16 protein-coding genes are annotated in these 19,021 nt (G+C 72.6%); 5 read left to right on the top strand and 11 right to left on the bottom strand.

Going from position 1 to position 19,021, the window contains the following annotated elements:
- Window positions 1-139: 139 nt before the first annotated feature.
- Window positions 140-553, bottom strand: a complete 414-nt coding sequence (locus ACFWY5_RS39790; protein ID WP_379617820.1) for a peptidase inhibitor family I36 protein — start codon at window positions 551-553, stop codon at window positions 140-142.
- Window positions 554-655: 102 nt separating this feature from the next.
- Between ACFWY5_RS39790 and ACFWY5_RS39795 the strand changes: the two genes are divergently transcribed.
- Both ACFWY5_RS39795 and ACFWY5_RS39800 read left to right on the top strand, forming a co-directional pair.
- Window positions 656-1,117, top strand: a complete 462-nt coding sequence (locus ACFWY5_RS39795) for a hypothetical protein (RefSeq protein ID WP_379637898.1) — start codon at window positions 656-658, stop codon at window positions 1,115-1,117.
- Between the two features lie 50 nt (window positions 1,118-1,167).
- Window positions 1,168-1,932 (top strand): SDR family NAD(P)-dependent oxidoreductase, encoded by a 765-nt coding sequence (locus tag ACFWY5_RS39800; RefSeq protein ID WP_379617816.1) that lies wholly within the window; start codon window positions 1,168-1,170, stop codon window positions 1,930-1,932.
- A 4-nt stretch (window positions 1,933-1,936) separates the two neighbouring features.
- Here ACFWY5_RS39800 and ACFWY5_RS39805 read toward each other — a convergent pair whose 3' ends face one another.
- Window positions 1,937-4,975, bottom strand: a complete 3,039-nt coding sequence (locus ACFWY5_RS39805; protein WP_379637899.1) for a chondroitinase family polysaccharide lyase — start codon at window positions 4,973-4,975, stop codon at window positions 1,937-1,939.
- A gap of 186 nt (window positions 4,976-5,161) precedes the next feature.
- Between ACFWY5_RS39805 and ACFWY5_RS39810 the strand changes: the two genes are divergently transcribed.
- The gene (locus ACFWY5_RS39810; RefSeq protein ID WP_379637900.1) at window positions 5,162-9,049 is read left to right on the top strand and encodes a hypothetical protein; all 3,888 of its coding nucleotides are present in this window, start codon (window positions 5,162-5,164) and stop codon (window positions 9,047-9,049) included.
- A gap of 60 nt (window positions 9,050-9,109) precedes the next feature.
- Window positions 9,110-10,318, top strand: a complete 1,209-nt coding sequence (locus tag ACFWY5_RS39815; RefSeq protein WP_379637901.1) for a PucR family transcriptional regulator — start codon at window positions 9,110-9,112, stop codon at window positions 10,316-10,318.
- On the opposite strand, the gene ACFWY5_RS39820 is transcribed toward ACFWY5_RS39815, so the two are convergent.
- The 7 genes from ACFWY5_RS39820 to ACFWY5_RS39850 all read right to left on the bottom strand — a co-directional run bounded on the left by ACFWY5_RS39820 (window position 10,278) and on the right by ACFWY5_RS39850 (window position 16,268).
- Window positions 10,278-11,147 (bottom strand): bile acid:sodium symporter family protein, encoded by an 870-nt coding sequence (locus ACFWY5_RS39820; protein ID WP_379637902.1) that lies wholly within the window; start codon window positions 11,145-11,147, stop codon window positions 10,278-10,280. The genes ACFWY5_RS39815 and ACFWY5_RS39820 overlap by 41 nt on opposite strands.
- A complete protein-coding gene (locus ACFWY5_RS39825) occupies window positions 11,144-11,989 on the bottom strand; it encodes an SGNH/GDSL hydrolase family protein (protein ID WP_379617805.1) in 846 nt (281 codons plus the stop codon). Before ACFWY5_RS39825 ends, ACFWY5_RS39820 begins: the two co-directional genes overlap by 4 nt.
- A 10-nt stretch (window positions 11,990-11,999) precedes the next feature.
- A complete protein-coding gene (locus ACFWY5_RS39830; RefSeq protein ID WP_379637903.1) occupies window positions 12,000-13,109 on the bottom strand; it encodes an alkaline phosphatase PhoX in 1,110 nt (369 codons plus the stop codon).
- 114 nt (window positions 13,110-13,223) lie between these two features.
- Window positions 13,224-13,838 carry an SRPBCC family protein gene (locus tag ACFWY5_RS39835; protein ID WP_379617801.1) on the bottom strand — a complete coding sequence of 205 codons (615 nt, stop codon included), beginning with the start codon at window positions 13,836-13,838 and terminating at the stop codon, window positions 13,224-13,226.
- On the bottom strand, window positions 13,835-14,200 hold the full coding sequence (locus ACFWY5_RS39840) for an ArsR/SmtB family transcription factor (protein WP_379617799.1): 366 nt from the start codon (window positions 14,198-14,200) through the stop codon (window positions 13,835-13,837). Before ACFWY5_RS39840 ends, ACFWY5_RS39835 begins: the two co-directional genes overlap by 4 nt.
- 226 nt (window positions 14,201-14,426) lie before the next feature.
- Complete coding sequence (locus ACFWY5_RS39845) at window positions 14,427-15,017, bottom strand: DsbA family protein (RefSeq protein ID WP_379637904.1); 591 nt, start codon at window positions 15,015-15,017, stop codon at window positions 14,427-14,429.
- Between the two features lie 33 nt (window positions 15,018-15,050).
- The gene (locus ACFWY5_RS39850) at window positions 15,051-16,268 is read right to left on the bottom strand and encodes an alpha/beta fold hydrolase (protein ID WP_379637905.1); all 1,218 of its coding nucleotides are present in this window, start codon (window positions 16,266-16,268) and stop codon (window positions 15,051-15,053) included.
- Window positions 16,269-16,377: 109 nt separating this feature from the next.
- Between ACFWY5_RS39850 and ACFWY5_RS39855 the strand changes: the two genes are divergently transcribed.
- Window positions 16,378-17,355, top strand: a complete 978-nt coding sequence (locus tag ACFWY5_RS39855) for an acetylxylan esterase (RefSeq protein ID WP_379637906.1) — start codon at window positions 16,378-16,380, stop codon at window positions 17,353-17,355.
- 91 nt (window positions 17,356-17,446) lie between these two features.
- Here ACFWY5_RS39855 and ACFWY5_RS39860 read toward each other — a convergent pair whose 3' ends face one another.
- Window positions 17,447-17,734 (bottom strand): iron-sulfur cluster biosynthesis family protein, encoded by a 288-nt coding sequence (locus ACFWY5_RS39860; RefSeq protein ID WP_184963581.1) that lies wholly within the window; start codon window positions 17,732-17,734, stop codon window positions 17,447-17,449.
- 105 nt (window positions 17,735-17,839) lie between these two features.
- Entirely contained in the window at window positions 17,840-19,009 is a 1,170-nt protein-coding gene (gene fxlM / locus ACFWY5_RS39865) for a methyltransferase, FxLD system (protein ID WP_379637907.1), read from the bottom strand.
- Window positions 19,010-19,021 lie beyond the last annotated feature (12 nt).

A 19,021-nucleotide genomic window follows, 5' to 3' on the forward strand; every position in this document is an offset into this window, starting at 1 on the left:
CCCGCGCCCCCGGGGGGGGCCCCCCCGCGCTTCCCCCTCTCGCCCCCCCCCCCCCCCGTCCCCCCCCCCCCCCCCCCCCGGGGGGGGGGGGCCCCCCCCCCCCCCCCCCCCACGGCTCCAGACGTGTTCCAGCCGTGTTCTAGCCGTGGGAGTCGGGGGAGGTGCGGGCCAGGCCGAAGCAGGAGGGCCCGTTGGGTCCGTCGAACCTGACGGAGTTGAAGAAGTCGCGGAAGGTGATGAAGAAGTTCCCCTTGTCGCGGGGCCGGGTGACCGCGGAGCAGCCGCCGTAGCCGTCCTCGGAGTAGAGGTGGATCCACGAGTCGGTGCGGTTCCAGTCGGACTTGCCCCTGCTGCCCATGCCGAGGGCGGCGAGGCTGGGGGTGTCGCCCTGGATCTCGATGATGTCGCCGGTGCCGTCGAGCCCGGAGAACATGCAGTAGTAGCCGTCGCGGCAGCGGTCGTAACCGTCGGCCGCCTGGGCGGGGGTGCTGGTCAGGGCGGCCATGGCCACGGCCGCGATCGGGAGCGCCAACAGGTGAAGCTTCTTGCCCACTGTCCCTCCATACCTGAAACTTTCCTTCGACCCTACAGGCTGCGATCTTGGCGGTGAAGAGGGATCTTGCGGCGGGTAAGGAATTCCTGTCTAGGCTGGCGCATGATCACTCACGCGGTCTTAGCCGTCGCCCTGACGGCCACCCTCGTCCCGGCCGGTGAAGCGCCCGGCCCCCGCATGTTCCGCAACCGCGACTCCGGGCTCTGCCTGACCTGGGGCACCCAGGTCTCGACCGGCAAGACGATCGCCGCCACCGGAAACTGCGACCCCCGCTCCAAGTACATGCTGTGGAAGCGCACCACCCGCTCCCAGCTCGCCAACCGCACGACCTGCCTGTCCTCGCCGACCGGGCCCCAGGACAACCGGAGAGTCCTGGTACGGCGCTGCGGCAAGGCCGACCGGCTCACCTTCGCCCGCGTCCGCCGGGGCATGGACGGCGAGCACCTGCGGATCTCCTGGAAGAACGGCCAGTGCCTGGTGAGCAACTACAGGGGCCACGTCCACCCCGGCCAGTGCTCGAACATCGCCGCCGAATGGGTCGTGGTCCGCTGGTCCATGGACTAGCGGACAGGTCACCTGGTGCACTGGTCGGACCAGTCACTAGAGTGCTGACCATGACGAGCTACGAGAGGTTGTTCCGCCTGGACGGACGGCGGGCGGTCGTGATCGGCGCCGGTAGCGGGATCGGGCGGGAGTCGGCGCTGGCCCTGGCCGCCCAGGGCGCCGAGGTGGTCTGCGCGGACCGTGACCTGCCCGCCGCCGAGCGGACGGCCGAGCTGTGCGGCGCGAGCGCGTACGAGGTGGACGTGCTCGACGCCGCGGCCGTGTGGACGCTGGCCGCCCAGGCGCCCGCCGACGTGCTCGTCTTCACCGCCGCCACCAACGTGCGCAAGCGGCTGCTCGACTACTCCGGCGAGGAGTTCGCCCGCGTGGTGGACCTCAACCTGCGCGCCTCCTTCGAGGTGGTGCGGGCCTTCGGCGCCGGCATGGTCGAGCGCGGGCGCGGCTCCATCATCGGCTTCGCCTCCATCCGCGCCGCGGTGACCGAGCCCGGCCAGGGCGTGTACTCGGCCACGAAGGCCGGGCTCGTGCAGCTTCTGCGGACCGCGGCGGCCGAGTTCGGGTCCTCGGGGGTACGGGTCAACGCGGTCGCGCCCGGCGTGGTCGAGACCCCGCTGACCCGCCAGATCAAGGAGAACCCGGCCTGGTACGACGCCTACGCCGCCAAGTCGGCCCTGGGTCGCTGGGCCCGCCCGGAGGAGATGGCCGGCGCCGTCGTCTACCTGGCCGGTGACGCCGCGAGCTTCGTCACCGGCTCCGTCCTGTACGTGGACGGCGGCTGGACCGCCGTCGACGGCCGCTTCGACCCGCCAACCTGACCTCTCAGGCCCGCTCCAGCCGGGCCTGCAGCGGCCGCCCGTGCACGGTCTCGAACTCGACCACCGTGCGCGCTCCCGCCGGCCGTACGCGGCACGGCTGCCCGCCGGAGGCTCTCCAGCGGCCCGACAGCGTCACCCGGAGCAGGTGCGGACGGCTCGGATCGTCCAGCCAGCGGCGCGACCACGGGCTGTAGTGGCCGACGTAGCGGCCCCGCTCGTACTGGTCGGGGTCGATGCCGCCGTACAGCCGCAGGTCGGGGTCGCACACGGCGAGCATGAGACCATCCGCCTCCTGCCTGGTCAGCAGCATGGACGGCGTGTCGACCGCGCGTACCAGGCCGTCGCCGTCCGTCAGCCGCCCGAACAACGCGTACCCGGTGATGCCGCTCGCGCGGTCCGTCACGATGTGGGCGCCCTCGTCCGCCCGGTGCACGGTGTACGGCGCGCGCCCCGGATCGGCCATCTCGGCGGCGAAGGCGGCCATGCGCGCCGCGGTGGCGTTGACGATCATCGCGTACTCGTAGCGGGCGCCCCTGGGCGCGGTGCCGTGCCTGATCCAGGCGGTGGAGAAGTCGCCGCTGGTCGGCGCCTCGGTGGCGTTGTGCCGGGAGGCCTGGGTGGTGCGGGTGAGCGCGACCCGCTGGCCCGGGGCGAGGTAGTAGCCGATCCCCTTGTCGTCCAGCAGCCAGCGCGGCGACAGGTCGCGGGCGTCGTGGCCCCAGGGGACCTCGGCCCCGTCCATGAGCAGGGCGCCGGCGGTGCGGGTGGTCTGGAGGAGCGTGGTCTCGGTCTCGTCGCGGGTCTCGTCGTTGCCGATGCCGGTGCCGATCGCCACGATCCGGTCGTCGAACAGGAAGACGGACTTCCTGGCCCGGTGCGAGCCCTCGTACTTCGGATGCTCGCGCAGGTCCATCGCGAACATCCCGTTGCGCTCGTCGATGCTGTGCGCCCCCGCGAAACGGGCGTCGGTGAGCAGCATCTCCTCGATCGCGCCGGTCAGGTCGCCCTTGAGGTCGTCCCAGGACTTGTGGATCGTGGTGGTGCCGGGCCTGCGGTTCCAGTCGTAGCCGTTGTGCGCGTAGCCGCTGTCGAGGTTGGTGCCCTTGTTCACCACCTGGATCTGGCCGTAGGTGTTGTAGCGGCCGTACCAGTTCGCGCCGACGTAGATCTCGGTGCTCCACAGGTAGCGGTTGTGGCCGCGTACCGTCACCTGCCAGTCCTCGCGCCGGTGCACGGCCAGCGCGGCGTAGTTGAGCGCCCACGCTCCCGTGGGCGCCGCCTCGGGCTTGACGCCGCGCGCGGCCAGCCGTTCTGCGATCGCCCTCTGCTGCGGCGTCGGTACGGCCGGCAGCAACCGCAGGAACGCGGCGCCGATCTCGTCGTCCACCTGGGCCAGCCACTGGAAGGGCACCACCGACAACGCCGTCAGCCCGCTGGGGTTGCGGCCGCTGCACGAGATGGGCCACTGGGTCCTGCCCGCGTAGACGCGCTGGGCCAGCAGGGCCTTCTTGAGCCAGCCGTACGCCTGCGCGGACAGGCGGAAACCACCGCCGTGCAGCAGGTAGACGATGGGCGCCAGGCCCGCGAAGCCGTCGCGCACGTAGTCGGGGAAGAAGCCGACGTGGTGGAAGGCGGTGCCGTCGACCTTGATGCCGTCCTGGATGCCGTCGGTGGGCAGGAGGGTGGCGCTGAGCCAGTCGCGCAGGACACGGAGGTAGGCGACCTGCTCGGTGTCGCCGTCGCGCAGCAGGATGGTGGCGAGCATGCCGCGCACGGTCGTGTTGTAGAGGTCCATCATGCTGCCGCGGGCCATCCGGAAGCCGAATCCGCGAAACATCCGGCCGAGCCCGGTCAGCCAGTCGAGGTCGGCGCGGATCTCCTCCAGCATCCCGGCGTCGCGCAGGGCGTCGCGCATGAGGTAGGCGGAGTCGTAGTAGCCGCGTACGTCGTAGCCGAGGTGGTGGATGGTGCCCTGGCAGCTGCCGCGCGTCCAGCCCTGCTCGCGCAGGTGGCGCAGCAGCCTGACGTACAGGGCGGCGAGCGCGGGGCGGTCGGGCGGGCTGGCGTGGTGGGCCAGGGCGACGGCGCGCAGCAGGTCGGTGACGGCGCGCAGGGTCGCCGGGTTGACGAACGCCCTCAGCTCGGCGGCGATCTCGGCCGGGTAGATCTGCGCCTGGTAGGCGTGGACGGGACGGCCGAGCAGGGCGGCGGCCTGGGCGGTCAGGCCGGGCACGTCGACGGTGACCGGGGCGATCAGGTACTCGTCGAGGTAGCGGGCGCGCAGGGCGTGGAGGTCGGCGGTTTCGGCGGCGGACGGCGGCGACATGTCCGGCTTGTTCGTCTTAAGTAGCTGGTCGAAGCGATAGAGCGCCTGCCAGTGCTGGTTGTCGTACTCGTCGCCCTCGGGGGCGATCTCCGGCAGCTGGTGGTCGCGGCAGGGCGCGTCGGGGCGCAGCGGCACGTTGGGCATGAGCTGGTCGAGGTGCAGCACCCCGCTGCGCCGGGGCGCGATGATCCGCAGCGTGTCCATGTCCGGGTGCGGCCGGCCGCGCATGTCGTAGGCGTGCCGCAGCCAGGCGGTACGCCAGCCGGTGAACCCGAGCCGGAACTCGAACCAGACGTCGGTACGCGTCCCCCGCCCGAACTCGAAGCGCACCACGTCGTCGGCCGGTTCGGTGTTGTGGATCCAGACGCAGAAGGCGTCCACGAGCCCCTGCCAGGCCTGGTCGTCGCCGAGCCGGTAGGGGTCGGGCCGCCAGCGCAGCGGCGCGCTGACCGTGATCACGTCCCGGCTGCCGTGCTCCCAGCGCAGGGAACGCGTGCCGCAGACCGCCACCTCGCCCGACAGGCTGAGCCCGGCGCCGGACAGTTGCGGAGGCACCGCCGTCTCCAGCAGGAACACCGGCGGGTCCATGGCCAGGGCACGCTGCTCCAGATCCTGGAGCCCGGTCGTCGTCCGGGCGGCGGCGGGGAGGTGGGGGAGGAATAAGGCGCTTGCCGCACCGGCCGCGATGGCGGATCGGCGGGTGATCTCGGGTGCCATGCGCGTATCCAATGCGAAATTTTTCTTCACGTAAAGCCCTGGCGGCGGCACATTCTGCCGCCCGGTGGCCGGGTAGTTGGGACCCCAAGTCGGGGACGAATTGACGGTGAGTTGGGACCTGTGGTCGGCTCGTTACTTATGTTTCTGATGGGATGATGAGAACCGTTTCCGGGGGATAGCTCTTCGATGTCGTGGCGTGTCCACACCACTACCGCGTTCCTGGCCGTCTGCGCGCTGGTCGTCGTGCCGGTTCCGGCTCCGGCTTCCGCGCAGGTCAAACCGGTGATCACACCGGTGCCCGAGGTGGTCGCGCCTCAGGACGCGGACGGGAGCGCCGTGAAGCGGCAACCGTCTCCGGCCGTCGCGGCGGTTCCCGGACGGCCCGTGGGCCCGGCCGCCCCCGAGGTGACCACACCTGCCGGGCCCGCGCTCATCGACGAGCTCGGCGCCGCCGCCGACCGGCGCCGCCATGCCGTACCGGATCTGATCCCGGACACCCGCCAGGCCGGGACGCTCGCGCTGTCGCGCCCGCTCGCCTCCGTCACGAAGCTGTTCGACGGGCTCGACCCGCTCAAGGGCGTCCCGCTGCTCACCTACCGGCTGTGCGTGAAGACCGCCGAGATCGCCTGCTCGGCCACGCAGCCGCTGGTCAAGCCCGTGGTCGCGGACGTCACCGGCGACGGCGCGCCCGACCTGGCCGCCAACCTGGTGCCCACCGCCGGCGCCGAGGGCACGGTCGGGCTCGGCTTCACGACGCGGCGGCTCAGCGAGGAGCCGCTGGAGGCGACGGTCTGGGCCGAGTACGACGGCCGCGTGGCCATCGGCTTCTCCGGCGACCTCTCGCGTGCCGACCAGGGCACGTTCAGCGTCGACCTGGACGGCAAGAGCGTCAGGGCGAGCGTCAAGCGCACCGAACCCGGCGACCGCGTCGCCACCATCGCCGGGCTGCCCGGCAAGAGCGCGGTCCGCCTGACCCAGACGCCCGCCGCCACCCGCTTCACCGCCACCGCGCGGCTCGACCGCCCGCGCCTGGAGGTGACCAGCTCGGCCCCGGCCAAGCTGGAGGCGCTCGCCGTCAGCGGCGGCCAGACCACCCAGGTGGTCCTGGACAAGCTGCGCGCCCGTACCACCGTCGAGCTCGTCAGGGGCGCCGCCACCGAGGCGCGCTTCCGCTCCGGCGCCGCCATCGGCCGCGCCGAACTGCGCACCTACGCCTACCGCGACGGCCGTCTGGCCCGCCTGGCCGAGATCGCCGTCGACCGCGTGCCGCCCACCTTCACCGCCCGCTACGGCAGGCAGCGCCTGTCCGTCGACTCCGGCACGCCGCGGGCCCGCTCGGCGACGATCACCTACTTCGACCGCGCCGCCGACAAGACCGTGCTGAAGGCGGCGCTGCGCGGGCTGCCCGCGAGCGTCACGCTGCAGCACGACCTCGCCGCCCACCGCGTCACCCACACCTCCAGCTCGGCGCTCGGCCGCTTCGAGGTCCTGCTGCAGCGCAACGAGGGCGCGATCGCCACCCCGCGCGGCGGCCACGTCACCATGATCAAGAACGGCGCCGCCGTCGGGGTGTCGGCCCTGATGAGCGGCCTGTCCGGCTTCGACGTCACCTACGGCGCCGCGCCCCGCGCCCACCTGAAGACCGGAGCGGGCGGCAACTCCTTCACCGGCGCCGCCAGCATCGACGGCACGCACCTGGCCCGCCTGGAGATCTCCAACACGCCCGCCGAGGTGGACGTCGCCCTCGACCCCGCCGCACGGACCGCCGAATACACCGCCAAAGGCGTCATCGACACGCTGCGGGCCGCGTACACGAACGTGAAGACCGGCCCGACCGTCGAGGGGACCGTGCGCGGCATCCGGGACCGCGTGAAGGCCACGTGGGAACTGGGCGAGCGCTCGACGGTCGAGGTCAGCACCGCCTCCCGGCTGCGCGACATCACCCTGTACGCCAACCGGGCACACGTCACCAAGACCCTGTCCCCGGACCAGAGCGCGAAGGGCGGCGCCGAACTGCGCGCGGAGGTCGCCGGGCTGCGCAAGCGGGTGACGCTGACGACCGGCCCCACCTCCCTCACCTGGGACGCCGACGCCTCCGTCCGATCCGTCTCCGCCAGCGCCAGGGCCGCGGTGGGCGGACGGGACTTCCGCGCCGCCGCCGAGGTCAAGGGCATGCCCGCCCGGTTCGAGGCGTCCTGGGGCCCGGACGGCTACCGCTTCGACGGCACCGGCGGCCCCGTCGGCGAGGCCGCCCTGGCGGTCACCAACCACGACGGCGCCCAGGCGCCCGCGGGCCCCCACCTGGCCGCCCACTACGACCAGGCCACCGGCGACCTGGACGCCAGCGTGCGGATCAAGGGACTGCGGACGGCCACGTTCGCCCCCTCGGGCGAGGGCTTCGCCGCCGAGGTACGCGGCGCCCCCCAGACCCTGGCCCTGGACGCCGACCTGTCCGTGGCCGACCTCCGCTACGGCGCCCTGGGCACCGTGGGTCCGTTCCCCGGCCGGCTGGCGGTCTCGGCGGGCGGCGGCAAGATCACCTATGCGGGCACCCGCCTGGACGTGAAGGGCCAGGTCTGGCTCGGCAAGTCCGCCGCGCTGCGCGCCCTCCGCCCCGCCCCCGTACTCAAGAACGGACTCTCCCTGACCGCCGCCGGAGCCACCGGGGACGGGGCGTTCTGCGTGGCGGGGAAGGGGTGCTTCGGGGTGCGGGCGCATCTGGACCTGACCGGGCTGCCCGAGCAGGTCACCGTGGACACCGCCGCCAAGACGTTCACGTTCTCCGGCTACCGTCCCAAGAGCCGCACCCTGCGCCTCTACCTCCACAGCACCGTCCTGGCCCAGGTCACGGCGTCGGCCACCCTGCGCGGCCTGCCGGAGCGGATCACGAAGCTGGACCTGGGCCCGTTCGAGGCGGGCAACGCCGCCTACCGGATCGAGCCCGCGGCCACGCTGGGCTCGCTCGACCTGCGGGCCGAGACGGGTGACATCAGGGGGAGCCTGTCGATCGATCCGGTGCCCGCGGCGGTGGCCGTACAGGGGAGCTATGGGGCGCAGACCCGCGTCCGCGTGCGGAACTCCGCGGCCGTGCGGCGGCTCGCGGCCAAGGTGACGGTCAAGGGCAAGGGCAGCGGCGAACTGCGGCTGGGCGACGTGCCCAAGACCTTCTCCGTGGACGCCGACGCCTCCGCCGCCGGGCTCAAGGTTCCCGCGGTCACCTACAAGGCGGACGCGGGGACGCTGGACGGGTTCATCGGGGTGGAACGCGGGCTGGCCGATCCGAGCGGGAGGCTGGGTGACGTGTCGCTGGCCGTCAAGGATCTGGCGGCGGAGACGACCGTCCGGCTGAACCCGGACCAGTCGCTGGACCTGGTGTCGCGGCCGAAGCCGACCGGGCTGCTGAAGGTGCGCGCCGGGCTCACCGTCGAGGCCATGGCGCCGCAGCGGATCGCCGTCAGCAAGGAGGTGCCGCACGCGGCCGGGTTCCTCAGCTACCACGTCGGCGGCGCCTTCGGGCTGGGGCGCAGCACGGTCGATGACCTGTCGCTGGGCATCAGGGGCCTGTCGTGGCTGAAGATCCGGCCGGGGAAGGTCCCGTTCGGGCTCAAGGCGCCGCCCGCGCTCGGGTACGTGACGCCCGGCTTCGAGGGCCAGTACACCCGCCTGGACCTGCGAGCCGACGGCGTCGACCTGCGCCCGGACGTACGGCTGGACGTGAAGCTGAGCAGGAAGATCGGCGAGGACCTGTTCAAGGAGAGCGTGCGCCTCGTCCCGACCGGTGACCTGGCGCTGCGCCGCTACGACCAGCGCATGCGCCGCATCGGCGCCAAGCAGCGCATCAGCACCGCCGGGCTGCAACTGGCCTGCCTGACCCTGGACGCCAAGCCGGGCTTCGCCGCGGGCGGCGCCAACGCCATCACGCTGCGCGGCGCCGACGGCCCGCAGATGGTCTCCCTGCTCGACCCCGGCGGCCGCGCGCCCGACTACGCGGTGGACCTGCTCACCCACTTCATGTCGCCGTTCCCGGGCGCGGACTGGCAGGTGGCCGGGGTGAAAGCCGGGAAGTGTGGCTGAGGAATGCCCGGATCTGACTTACTAGAGGGGGATGTGTCGCTGAGTCGCGGGAGCTGACCGATGGGCGAGCCGCTGCGCGTGGCCGGACGGGCCGTGCACGAGCTCCTGGACAAGCAGAAGGTACGGCTGGCGCGCGAGCTCGTCTCCGGCTTCGTGGCCGAGATCCCCTTCTACCGCGAGTTACCCGCGGAAGAGCTCAGCGACGACATCTTCCGCATCACCGAGGAGAACCTGCGCCTGGTGTCCCGGCTGTTTCGCGAGCGGCGCCTGCCCAGGCCGGAGGAACTGGAGCCGTCCTGCGCCTCGGCCGCCCGCCGGGCCCAGGAAGGGGTGCCGCTGGAGGCCATCCTGGCCGCCTACCACCTGGGCGCCGGCCGCATCTGGAACCTGGTGACGACGGACGCGCGGCCGGAGGAGGTGTCCGACGCGCTGGCCGCCGGCCGGATCATGCTCGGCTACACCGAGGCCGTGACCACCGCCGTCTGCGCCGCCTACCAGCAGGAACGCGAGAGCATGGTGAGCCAGGACCAGCACGCCCGGCACGCCGCCATCACCGCGCTGCTCAGCGGCGAGACCCAGGCCGGTGCCGGCATCCGGCTGGCCGCCCGCTACCTGGTGCTGGCGGTGACGCTCGGCGTCCATCCCGACGAGCGCTTCGGCGCGGTCGCCGGGCGGCGCAAGCTGCACCGCGTGCGCGACGCCGTCCAGAAGCACGCCGCCGAGCCGGTGCTGTCGCTGCTCGAACCCGCCGGCGGGCTCATCCTGGTGCCCGACCTCGACTGGTGCGCCGCGGCGGCGCTGGTCGCTTCGATGGCGGAGGCGGCCGGGGTCGAGGTGCGGGCGGCGGCGGAGGTCGCCGCGCCCGAGGGCGTGGCCGCGGCGGCGCGGCTGGCCCAGGAGGTGCTCGACGTGGTCCACCTCTTCCACCACCCGGCCGGGCTCTACCGGCTGGCCGACGTGCTGCTGGAATACCAGCTGACCCGGCCGAGCGAGGCGATGAGCGGGCTGGCCACCCTGCTCGACCCGCTCACCGACAACCCCGACCTCCTGCAGACGCTCACCGTCTACCTGGAGACCGGCCTGGACCGCAGGCGCACCGCCGAACGGCTGCACGTGCACCCCAACACCGTCGACTACCGGCTGCGCCGGGCGGTCACCCTGACCGGTCTCGACCCGGTGGACCCGGCGCAGCTGCAGAGCATCGGGGCGGCGCTGGCCGCCCGGCGCGTCACGAACCGGCCGGGACCTCTGCCGGACTCCGCCGCCTGAGCAGGAAGCCCGCCGCGGCCGCGGTGAAGAACATGATCACGCCGTAGGTGGCCGAGGGCACGGCCATCTGCGGGATGGCCAGCAGCCCCATCGCCACCGTGATCGACAGGGTGGCGTTGTGGATGCCGATCTCCATGCAGGACGCGATCGCCTGCTCGCGCCCCACCTTGAACAGGCGCGGCGCCCAGTAGCCGATCGCCAGGCTGAGCACGCTGAAGACCAGGGTGATCAGCCCGACGTCGCGGATGTAGCCGCCGATGTTGGCGCGCTCCTGCAGGACCACGCCGACGACGACCAGGAAGAGGATGATCGCCGAGGCGATCTTGACGGGCTTGTGCATGCGCTCGGCGAACGCGCCGAACCGCGCCCGCACGAGCATGCCGATCGCCACCGGCACCAGCACGAGCGCGAAGACCTGCAGGCTCTTGTCGAACTGCAGGCCCAGCGCGCCCGACTCCGCGCCGAAGTAGTTGATGGCCAGGTTCGTCACCAGCGGCATCGTGAACACCGCGAGCAGCGAGTTGATGGCGGTCAGCGTCACGTTGAGCGCGACGTCGCCGCCGAACAGATGGCTGTAGAGATTGGCGGTCGTCCCGCCGGGGGAAGCGGCCAGCAGCATCATGCCCACCGCCAGCACGGGCGGCAGGTCGAACAGCAGCACCAGGCCGAGGCACAGTGCGGGGAGCAGGAGGATCTGGCACACGAGCGCGATCACGCTCGCCTTCGGATAGGCCAGCACGCGGCGGAAGTCCGCCACGGTCAGGCCGAGCCCCAGGCCGAGCATGATGATGGCCAGGGCGATGGGCAGGAGGACGCTGGCAAGGCTCATAGAAGCGGGGTCCTGACTGTACGGGTGACGATGGCCGCGAAGTTCCGCATGCCGAGGGCGTTCGGATGGAACGGCGTGGCCGCCGACGCGGGGACGTAGGGCTCGATCCAGCGGACGCTGGAGGACTTGCAGGGATCGTGGCCCTCGCTCGGTGTCTGGAAGTCGACGAAACCGACTCCCTGTGCCGCCGCCTGCTCCCGGAGGGCCTGGTTGAAGTAGGCGATGGTGGCGCGGATGTAGTTGGCGTCGACGGCGAGCACCGGGACCCGGGGCCAGCAGCCGTTCCTGGGGGCGTAGGTGCCGTAGCCTACGACGAAGATCCGGGCTTGGGGAGCGCGGGAGCGGATGTCGCGGATCAGCTGGTCGAGGCGGGGGCGCAGGGCGTCGGTGCCGTCGCGGAAGCGGTCGCGGCCGTTGTCCTGGTACTCGTCGTGGCAGGGGTCGCCGGGCAGCAGGCTCAGGCAGTCCTCGATGAAGCCGGTCAGGTCGAGGTCGTTGGCGCCGATCTGGACCGTGACCAGGGTGGCGTCCGGGCCGACGGCGTCGAGCTGGGGCGGCACGCTGCCCAGGTCGGTGCGCTGCGACTCGTACATGTCCTGGATATCGGCGCCGGAGCACGTGACGTCACGCAGGGAGCCGCCGAGATCGCGCGACGACAGGTGGGCGTAGTTGCGGTCAGAGCGGAAACAGCCGAGCTGGGGCAGGATCTGGTTCGGGATGAGCGGGCCGGAGGCGGCCGAGTCGCCGAGCGCCACGTACACCTCGGCGGCCGCGTGCGCGGGCGGCGCCACGGTGAGGACGAGGGCGGCGGCTGTGCACAGGGTGAGTAATCGACGGATCATCGTGCGCTCCCTAGCGTCGGAACGGACCGGTGACTTCGTAGGTGATGCCGCCCGTGCCCGCCGTCTCGCCGCTGGTGCCGCGCTGGGAGGAGAAGTACAGGCGGCTGCCGTCGGGGGAGAAGGCGGGGCCGGTGATCTCCGAGCGCGACTGGCCGTCCAGGCGCATGATCGGGGCCACGACCCGGTCGGGCGTGATGACGTTGATCTCCATGTTGCCGCCGTCCTCGGCGACGTACAGGTCTCCGGCGCTGCTGCCGGTGATGTTGTCGACGCCGTCGAGCGAGCCGCCGCCTTCGTAGACGGTGCCGAGCACGTTGCGGCCGGCGTCGTAGAACCAGACCTTGCGGTCGCCCTTGGCGGTGAAGTAGCAGACGCCGCCCGCGTAGTGGCAGCCCTCGCCGCCGTTGAAGTGCAGGGCGTCGCTCACCTGGTGCCTGGTCTGACGCTCCAGTACGGCGGGGCCGGGATCGGGCACCCGCTTCCAGGCCGGCCCGGCGCAGAGCACGTCGAGACGGCCGCTCGACAGGTCGCCCCAGGTGTTGGGGACGAACCGGTAGAAACAGCCGTCCGACTCGTCTTCGGTCAGGTAGATGACCCCGTGGTCGGGGTCGCAGGCGGCCGCCTCGTGCTTGAAGCGGCCCATGGCGTTGCGCGGCTGGGCGGAGCGCACGCCGTACGGGTCGGTCTCGTAGACCCTGCCGCGGAAGATCTCCTCACACGACAGCCACGTGTTCCACGGCGTGGCCCCGCCGGCGCAGTTGAGGTTGGTGCCGGACAGGATGCGGTAGGCGCGCTCCACCGACCCGTCGGCCCTGAACTTGATGGCCGAGGCGCCGCCGGCGAGCGGGATCTCGGAGTTGGAGACGTAGATCCAGCCGGTGGCGTCGGGGAAGCAGGCGCCGCCGTCGGGGGCGGGATGCCATCGGGCGCCGCCGACGGTCTGGCCGGAGCGGGCGATGATCCGGCCGGTGAACCCGGCGGGCAGCGCCATGCCGTTGGCGTCGGGCGGGCCCAGCGGGCCGTAAGGACTCAGCCCTGCGGAGGCGTGGGCGGCTTGTTGCCAGAGTGAACCGGAGAAGGCGGCGGCGGAGACGGCGAGGAGGAACGTGCGTCGCTGCATGGCACACACCATGAGGCGGGCTCGCGGATCTGTGAATTGGGTGGGGCGGCAAACCTGGGGCGGGTTTCCTGTGACCCATCACAAAGGCCCTTGACGCCGGTGAAGGCCGCCTGGTCAGTCGACGCCGGGCGCGAAGAACCCCATCGACATCTCCTTGCCCGCCGCGACCTCTTCGGGGGTGGCCGTGCCCGACGCCGTGATGGCCGTCTCCCAGGCCAGCACCGACGCGAGGGAGTAGCGCTGGGCCTCCTCGGAGTTCGCCGCCTCGACCGGGTCGTCGCCCTCCTTGACCTCCCCGGCCAGGAACAGGGCGAGGCCGAGCAGGGCGCCGTCCCAGCCGGGGCCGACGGTGAACGCGCCGGCGCCGCTCTGGGCCATGGCCAGCGGGACGGTGTGCTCCAGGACGAAGTCGGTGCGCTCGTCGCCCGCCTGGCTGAGCCGTACCTCGATGACGCTGGTGGCGTCGCCGAAGGTGACCTTGTAGCGGGCGGGCGGCTCGCACTCCAGGATCTCGCCCCCCGCGTTGCCCTCCAGCTGGAACGTTCCGCCGACGCGCAGGTCGCCGCTGATCGGCATGAGCCAGCGCTTGATGCGGTCGGGGTCGGTCAGGGCCTCCCAGACGTCGTCCACGGCGGCGTCGTAGGTGCGGCTCATGACGACGGACACGCTCTCCTCGTCGCGCGTGACGTCGCGGCGGGTGGCGTTGATGTGGGCGGCGATGTCGATCATGATTCTCTCTTCTCGTCGGTTTCTTCTTCGGCGGTCTTGCGGCGCTCGCGCTTGCCGCGGGCGAGTTCGGTGGCCAGGGCGTCGAGGTGCTGGGCCCAGAACCTGCGAAACGGCTGCAACCACACGTCGACCTCCTGCAGGGGGGCGGCGTTGACGGCGTAGAGCCGCCGCACGCCTTCTGCCCGCACGGTCGCGAACCCCGACTCCCGCAGGACCCGGAGATGCTGGGACACGGCCGGCTGCGAGATGCCGAACTCCGCCTGGATGGCGGTGGTCAGCGAGCCGGAGGTCTGCTCGCCGCCGGCGAGCAGTTCCAGGATCCGGCGCCTGACCGGGTCGCCGAGGACGTCGAATGCGTGCACGGCCCCACTATCGCAGTGCCCGCTTATATTAGTCAATGCTTATATAGACGGGTTTATTCGGTGGCGCCGCGCCCGCCCGCCGCGTACCGTCGATCACCTCCCCACCTACCACATGAACCGGACGGAACCGTGTCTCGTCGCCGTCCGATGGCTGCCCGGTCGCCGATCCACGTCGGCTCGACCGGCAGGGCCCGTGGGCTTTCGCCGCGACGGGCACCTTTGCCGTTCAGCCGGTCAGCAGCCGCCTGATCGCCTCGGGCGGCTGCACGCCGGAGACCGGCCGGGCGCCGTCGATCACCAGGGACGGCACGCCGCTCACCCCCTGGGCCGCGGCCCGCCGCTCGTCGTCGCGCACCTCCTCGGCGTAGGCGTCGCCGGGCAGGGGCACACCGGGCAGCACCTCCTCACGCAGCGCGTCCAGTACCCCGGGGTCGGCGATGTTCGCGCCCTCGGTGTGGTACGCGCGCAGCAGCCGCTCCACCATCTCCTCGCCCTTGCCGTGATCCCGGCCGAGCTTCCAGAGCCGGTGGGCGTCGAAGGTGCTCACCGGCCTGGCCAGATGCAGGTTGAGCTCCAGCCCGTCGGCCGCGCCGGTCGTCCTGATCAGCTCGGCGCGGGCCGGAGCGCGCTCGCCCCACCACTCCCGCAACGCCTCCTCGGCCGTGGGCCCGGGAGTACGGCCCGCCCCCGGGTCGAGCTCGAAGCTACGCCACACGATCTCCGGCGGATCGGCCAGCCCTTCCAGCGCCCGGGACAGGCGGCGCTTGCCGATGTAGCACCAGGGGCAAAGGATGTCGGCGTAGATCTCAAGTTTCATGACGGCATCCTGCAACCTCAAGTGCGGTTGAGTTCAAGCCGGGCCGAGGTAGCCGGGCGGCGGGCGGTCACCGGCGGGCGTACCCGTCTGGCGCCCGGCCAGGAAGGAACGCAGCGCCTTCAGGTACGGCCCCGGCCGATCGGCGTAGACCGCGTGCCCGGCGCCCTCGACGTAGACCAGCGCGCCCGGCGGATAGTCACGGATCGACGACCACGGCTGGAAGTCGCACGACCCCTTGACCACCAGCACCGGCACCCCGCTCGCGCCCGGCGGCTCGACGTCGCGCGGCGCCAGGCTCGCGTACCCGCCCGACCCGCGCGGATGCGGCGCGGGTTTGGCCCCGGGGCAGTGGTGGGAGGCGGCGGCCAGCGCGCGGGCGCGGTCCAGGCGGGCGTCCAGCTCGCCGTCACCCGCGAACGAGAGCGCGGCCGTGGGCTCCACGCGCAGCAGCGCGTGGGTGACCAGCATGCGGGCGTCGACGTCCGCCATCCGCAGCGACTCGCCGGGGGCGGGGAAGCCCAGCACGGTCGGCGGGGGACGCAGCGGGGCGGGGGAGGAGAAGACCACGCGCTCCACCCGGCCGGGGAAGGCGCCCAGGTAGGCCGCCGCCAGCCGGGCGCCCTCGCCGTGGCCCACCAGTACGAGGCGCTCGGCGCCCAGCTCGTCGCGGATCGCCTCCAGGTCGGAGACGTCGCGCGGCAGGCCGTACCCGCGAGGGTCGCGCAGGCGCTCCGAGCGCCCGGTGCCGAGCGCGTCGTAGACGTAGACCTCGCGCCCGCCGCCCGCCAGTTGCCCGAAGAACGCGGCGTCCCCGGCCAGGTCGCCGCGTCCCTGCAGCACGACCACCGGCGCCGCGTCCGCCTTGCCGTCGGCCACCCGCACGTACGCCAGCCGCGAGCCGGTCGGCAGCTCCCACTCCCGCTGGCCCTCCACCCGGGCGGCGGGCGGCGGCGTGCCCGGCGGCTCGGTCAGCACCTGCGCGCAGACGTGCCAGACGACCACCGCCTCCACCCCGAGCAGCGCCACCGCCCGCACCCACCGCGCCCATCTGGCCGCCGGCCGCGGCACGCACAGCAGCAGCCCGAGGTAGAACACCGAGGCGAAGACGGCCAGGCCAGCGACGCTGAACACCTGCGGCCCGGCCATCACCGTCGCCATCCCGGCCAGCGTGGCCAGGCCGAGGACCGGTGACAGCAGCAGCACGGCCAGCCCGCAGACCAGCCGACCCGCTACGCGGAAGAAGCGCCTCACACCGGCCGAAACTACCGACTCGCGGCTCCCGTGGTGGGTGGGATAGCGGTTTCCGGGGTGAATGCGGTGAAATATCGGGGAACTCTACGAGAGGTTTGGAGATCCCCCCATGCCGCTGTTCGACCTGCCGCTGGAACGCCTGCGCGGCTACCGCCCCGAGCGCGACGAGCCCGCCGACTTCGCCGCCTTCTGGACCCGGACCCTGGAGGAGGCCCGCGCCTTCCCCGCCGACCCCGTCTACACGCCCTATGACCTCCCGCTCGCCGGGGTGGAGGTGTTCGACGTCCAGTTCTCCGGCTGGGGCGGGGACCGGATCAACGGCTGGTTCATCGCGCCGCGCGGCGCCGAGGGGCCGCTGCCGTGCGTCATGCACTACATCGGCTACAGCGGCGGGCGCGGCTTCCCCCACGACCACCTCCTGTGGCCGAACGCGGGCTACGCGGTGTTCGTCGTGGAGACACGCGGACAGGGCGGCGCCAGCGTGGGCAGCCCGGGAGCCACCCCCGACCCGCGTGGCGGCGCCTCCGCCCAGGCGCCCGGCATGATGACCCGTGGCATCCTCGACCCGGACGACTACTACTACCGCCGCGTCTTCACCGACGCCGTCCGCGCCGTCGACGTGGCCCTCGCCCACCCTCTCGTGGACGGCTCGCGCGTCGTGGCCTCCGGCGGCAGCCAGGGCGGCGGCATCGCGCAGGCGGTCACCGGGCTGCGCGACGACGTGGCCGGGGCCCTGATCGACGTGCCGTTCCTGACCCACTTCCGGCGCGCCCTGGAGATCACCGGCCGCGACCCGTACCAGGAGATCGTCCGCTATCTGGCCAGCCTGCGCGGCAACGCCGACCAGGTCTTCCGTACGCTGTCCTACTTCGACGGGCTCAACTTCGCCGCCCGCGGGAACGCTCCGGCTCTGTACTCGGTGGCGCTCATGGACGACGTCTGCCCGCCGTCCACCGTCTTCGCCGCCTACAACCACTGGCAGGGCCCCAAGGAGATCACCGTCTGGCCCTGGAACCAGCACGAGGGCGGCGGCGGCTTCCAGCGCGAGGAGCAGGTGCGCTACCTGTCCAAGCTCTTCACGTCCTGAGGCTCTTCACGTCCTGAGGCTCTTCACGTCCTGAGGCTCTTCACGTCCTGAGGACGGGCGGGGCCCCGGCGCGCGGGGCCCCGCCCGCGGATCAGGCGGGCTTCTCCATCACGACGAAGGAGACGCCGCCCTGGTCGTCGGCGCCCGCGTCCAGGGACTTGTCCTCCAGGACGCTCGCGGCCACCGGGTCGAGGTAGACGCGGGCGCCCTCGGTCTCGACCACCTCGTCCAGCGGCTCGGGCGCCGAGGCCAGTGTCAGGGTCAGCGATCCCGCGCTCTCGCCCTTCGACGAGATGCGGACGCCGCTCTGCGCCGGCTCCGGCGTGGTCGCGGTGAGATCCCGGATGGCCTGGGCTGCGGTAGGTGTCAGGGTGAGCACTAGGGCTCCTCCTCGTTCTCGGCGTGCATGAGTTGCCTGCCCTTCCCGTTATCGCGCGCCCCAATCATCCTGACGAAAATTCTTTGCCGGTGGTGACTTCCGGGATCACGGCCGCTCAGCGGCCCCGTAGGAGATCAGGAGCCGGGTGTCGCGCTTGTCGATCACCAGGCAGTCGGCGGGCGGCGTGACGGACGCGGGCAGGTCCCACGCCTCGACGCGCAGGCCGTCCGCGGCGGGGCGGCCCGCCTCCTGCCAGGCGGTCACGTGCGCGGCCAGGCCGTCGGCGAGCTCAGGCCCGCGCGGGCCGAAGCCGAGCGCGGCCAGCTCGCCGGTGAGCACCGCCAGCCCGCCGTCCACGGCCAGGCCCGAGGTCATCCTGACGCCACCATGGGCGACCGGCGCGGGCGGCAGCAGCTTGGAGTCGCCGTAGAGCGTGCACCAGCGGGGATCGTGGATCGCCAGCCAGAGGCTCAGCCCGACGCTGACCTCGCCCATCCCGGCGCGCACGCCGGTGCGCACCTCGGCGACGGGCTCCTGCGCCAGGGCGCGCGCCACGTCGCCCACCTCGCGCGGCTGGGGCAGGAACAACGTGAGCCCGTCGGCCGCCTGCCACAGCCGCTCCGGTCCCGCCGCGGCGCCGCGCATCCGCATGAAGCCGGCCGGCACCACCGAGACGCTGCTCCAGCGGCCCGGCGCGCGCTCGAACGCCGCGGAGACCTGCACCCCGCGCAGGTCGAGCGGGGCGACCAGCCGTCCGCCCGGCGCGAGCTGCGCCGCCCACGCGGGCGCGAGGTCCCAGACGCCGACGGTCGCGATGATCCGGTCGTACGGCGCGCCGCCGGGGAAACCGGCCGCCCCGTCCGCGCACTCCACGCGGACCTCGGGGAATCCGGCACCGGCCAGGTGGTCGCGAGCCCGCCGTACCAGATCGCCGTCGATGTCGACGGTGATCACCCGGCCGCCGGGCGCGGTCAGCGACCACAGCAGGGCGGCGTTGTAGCCGGTGCCCGCGCCGATCTCCAGCACCCGGTGGCCGGGCTCCACGCCGAGCTGGTCGAGCATCGTGGCCATGATGGCGGGCTGGGAGGAGGAGCTGATCGGCAGGCCGTCCTCGTCGCGCTTGGTGACGATGGGCTCGTCGCGGTAGGCCTCGCGCGGGTCCACCTCCGGCAGGAACAGGTGCCGCGGCACCGTGCGCAGGACCCCGGCCACCCGCTCGCTGATCTCCGCATGCTGCAGCAACTGCCGGACCATGGCCTCCCGCGCCTGCCTCATGGCTTGATTATC

Origin of the sequence: Nonomuraea sp. NPDC059007, assembly GCF_042740555.1 — a bacterium.
Classification (GTDB): Bacteria; Actinomycetota; Actinomycetes; order Streptosporangiales; family Streptosporangiaceae; genus Nonomuraea.

Excerpts from the sequence above, each read along its gene's own strand:
- ACFWY5_RS39800 (WP_379617816.1), top strand. The coding sequence starts at position 1,168 with ATGACGAGCTACGAGAGGTTGTTCCGCCTGGACGGACGGCGGGCGGTC.
- ACFWY5_RS39805 (WP_379637899.1), bottom strand. The coding sequence starts at position 4,975 with ATGGCACCCGAGATCACCCGCCGATCCGCCATCGCGGCCGGTGCGGCA.
- fxlM (WP_379637907.1), bottom strand. The coding sequence starts at position 19,009 with ATGAGGCAGGCGCGGGAGGCCATGGTCCGGCAGTTGCTGCAGCATGCG.
- ACFWY5_RS39825 (WP_379617805.1), bottom strand. The coding sequence starts at position 11,989 with ATGATCCGTCGATTACTCACCCTGTGCACAGCCGCCGCCCTCGTCCTC.
- ACFWY5_RS39830 (WP_379637903.1), bottom strand. The coding sequence starts at position 13,109 with ATGCAGCGACGCACGTTCCTCCTCGCCGTCTCCGCCGCCGCCTTCTCC.
- ACFWY5_RS39795 (WP_379637898.1), top strand. The coding sequence starts at position 656 with ATGATCACTCACGCGGTCTTAGCCGTCGCCCTGACGGCCACCCTCGTC.
- ACFWY5_RS39815 (WP_379637901.1), top strand. The coding sequence starts at position 9,110 with ATGGGCGAGCCGCTGCGCGTGGCCGGACGGGCCGTGCACGAGCTCCTG.
- ACFWY5_RS39835 (WP_379617801.1), bottom strand. The coding sequence starts at position 13,838 with ATGATCGACATCGCCGCCCACATCAACGCCACCCGCCGCGACGTCACG.
- ACFWY5_RS39810 (WP_379637900.1), top strand. The coding sequence starts at position 5,162 with ATGTCGTGGCGTGTCCACACCACTACCGCGTTCCTGGCCGTCTGCGCG.
- ACFWY5_RS39845 (WP_379637904.1), bottom strand. The coding sequence starts at position 15,017 with ATGAAACTTGAGATCTACGCCGACATCCTTTGCCCCTGGTGCTACATC.
- ACFWY5_RS39820 (WP_379637902.1), bottom strand. The coding sequence starts at position 11,147 with ATGAGCCTTGCCAGCGTCCTCCTGCCCATCGCCCTGGCCATCATCATG.
- ACFWY5_RS39855 (WP_379637906.1), top strand. The coding sequence starts at position 16,378 with ATGCCGCTGTTCGACCTGCCGCTGGAACGCCTGCGCGGCTACCGCCCC.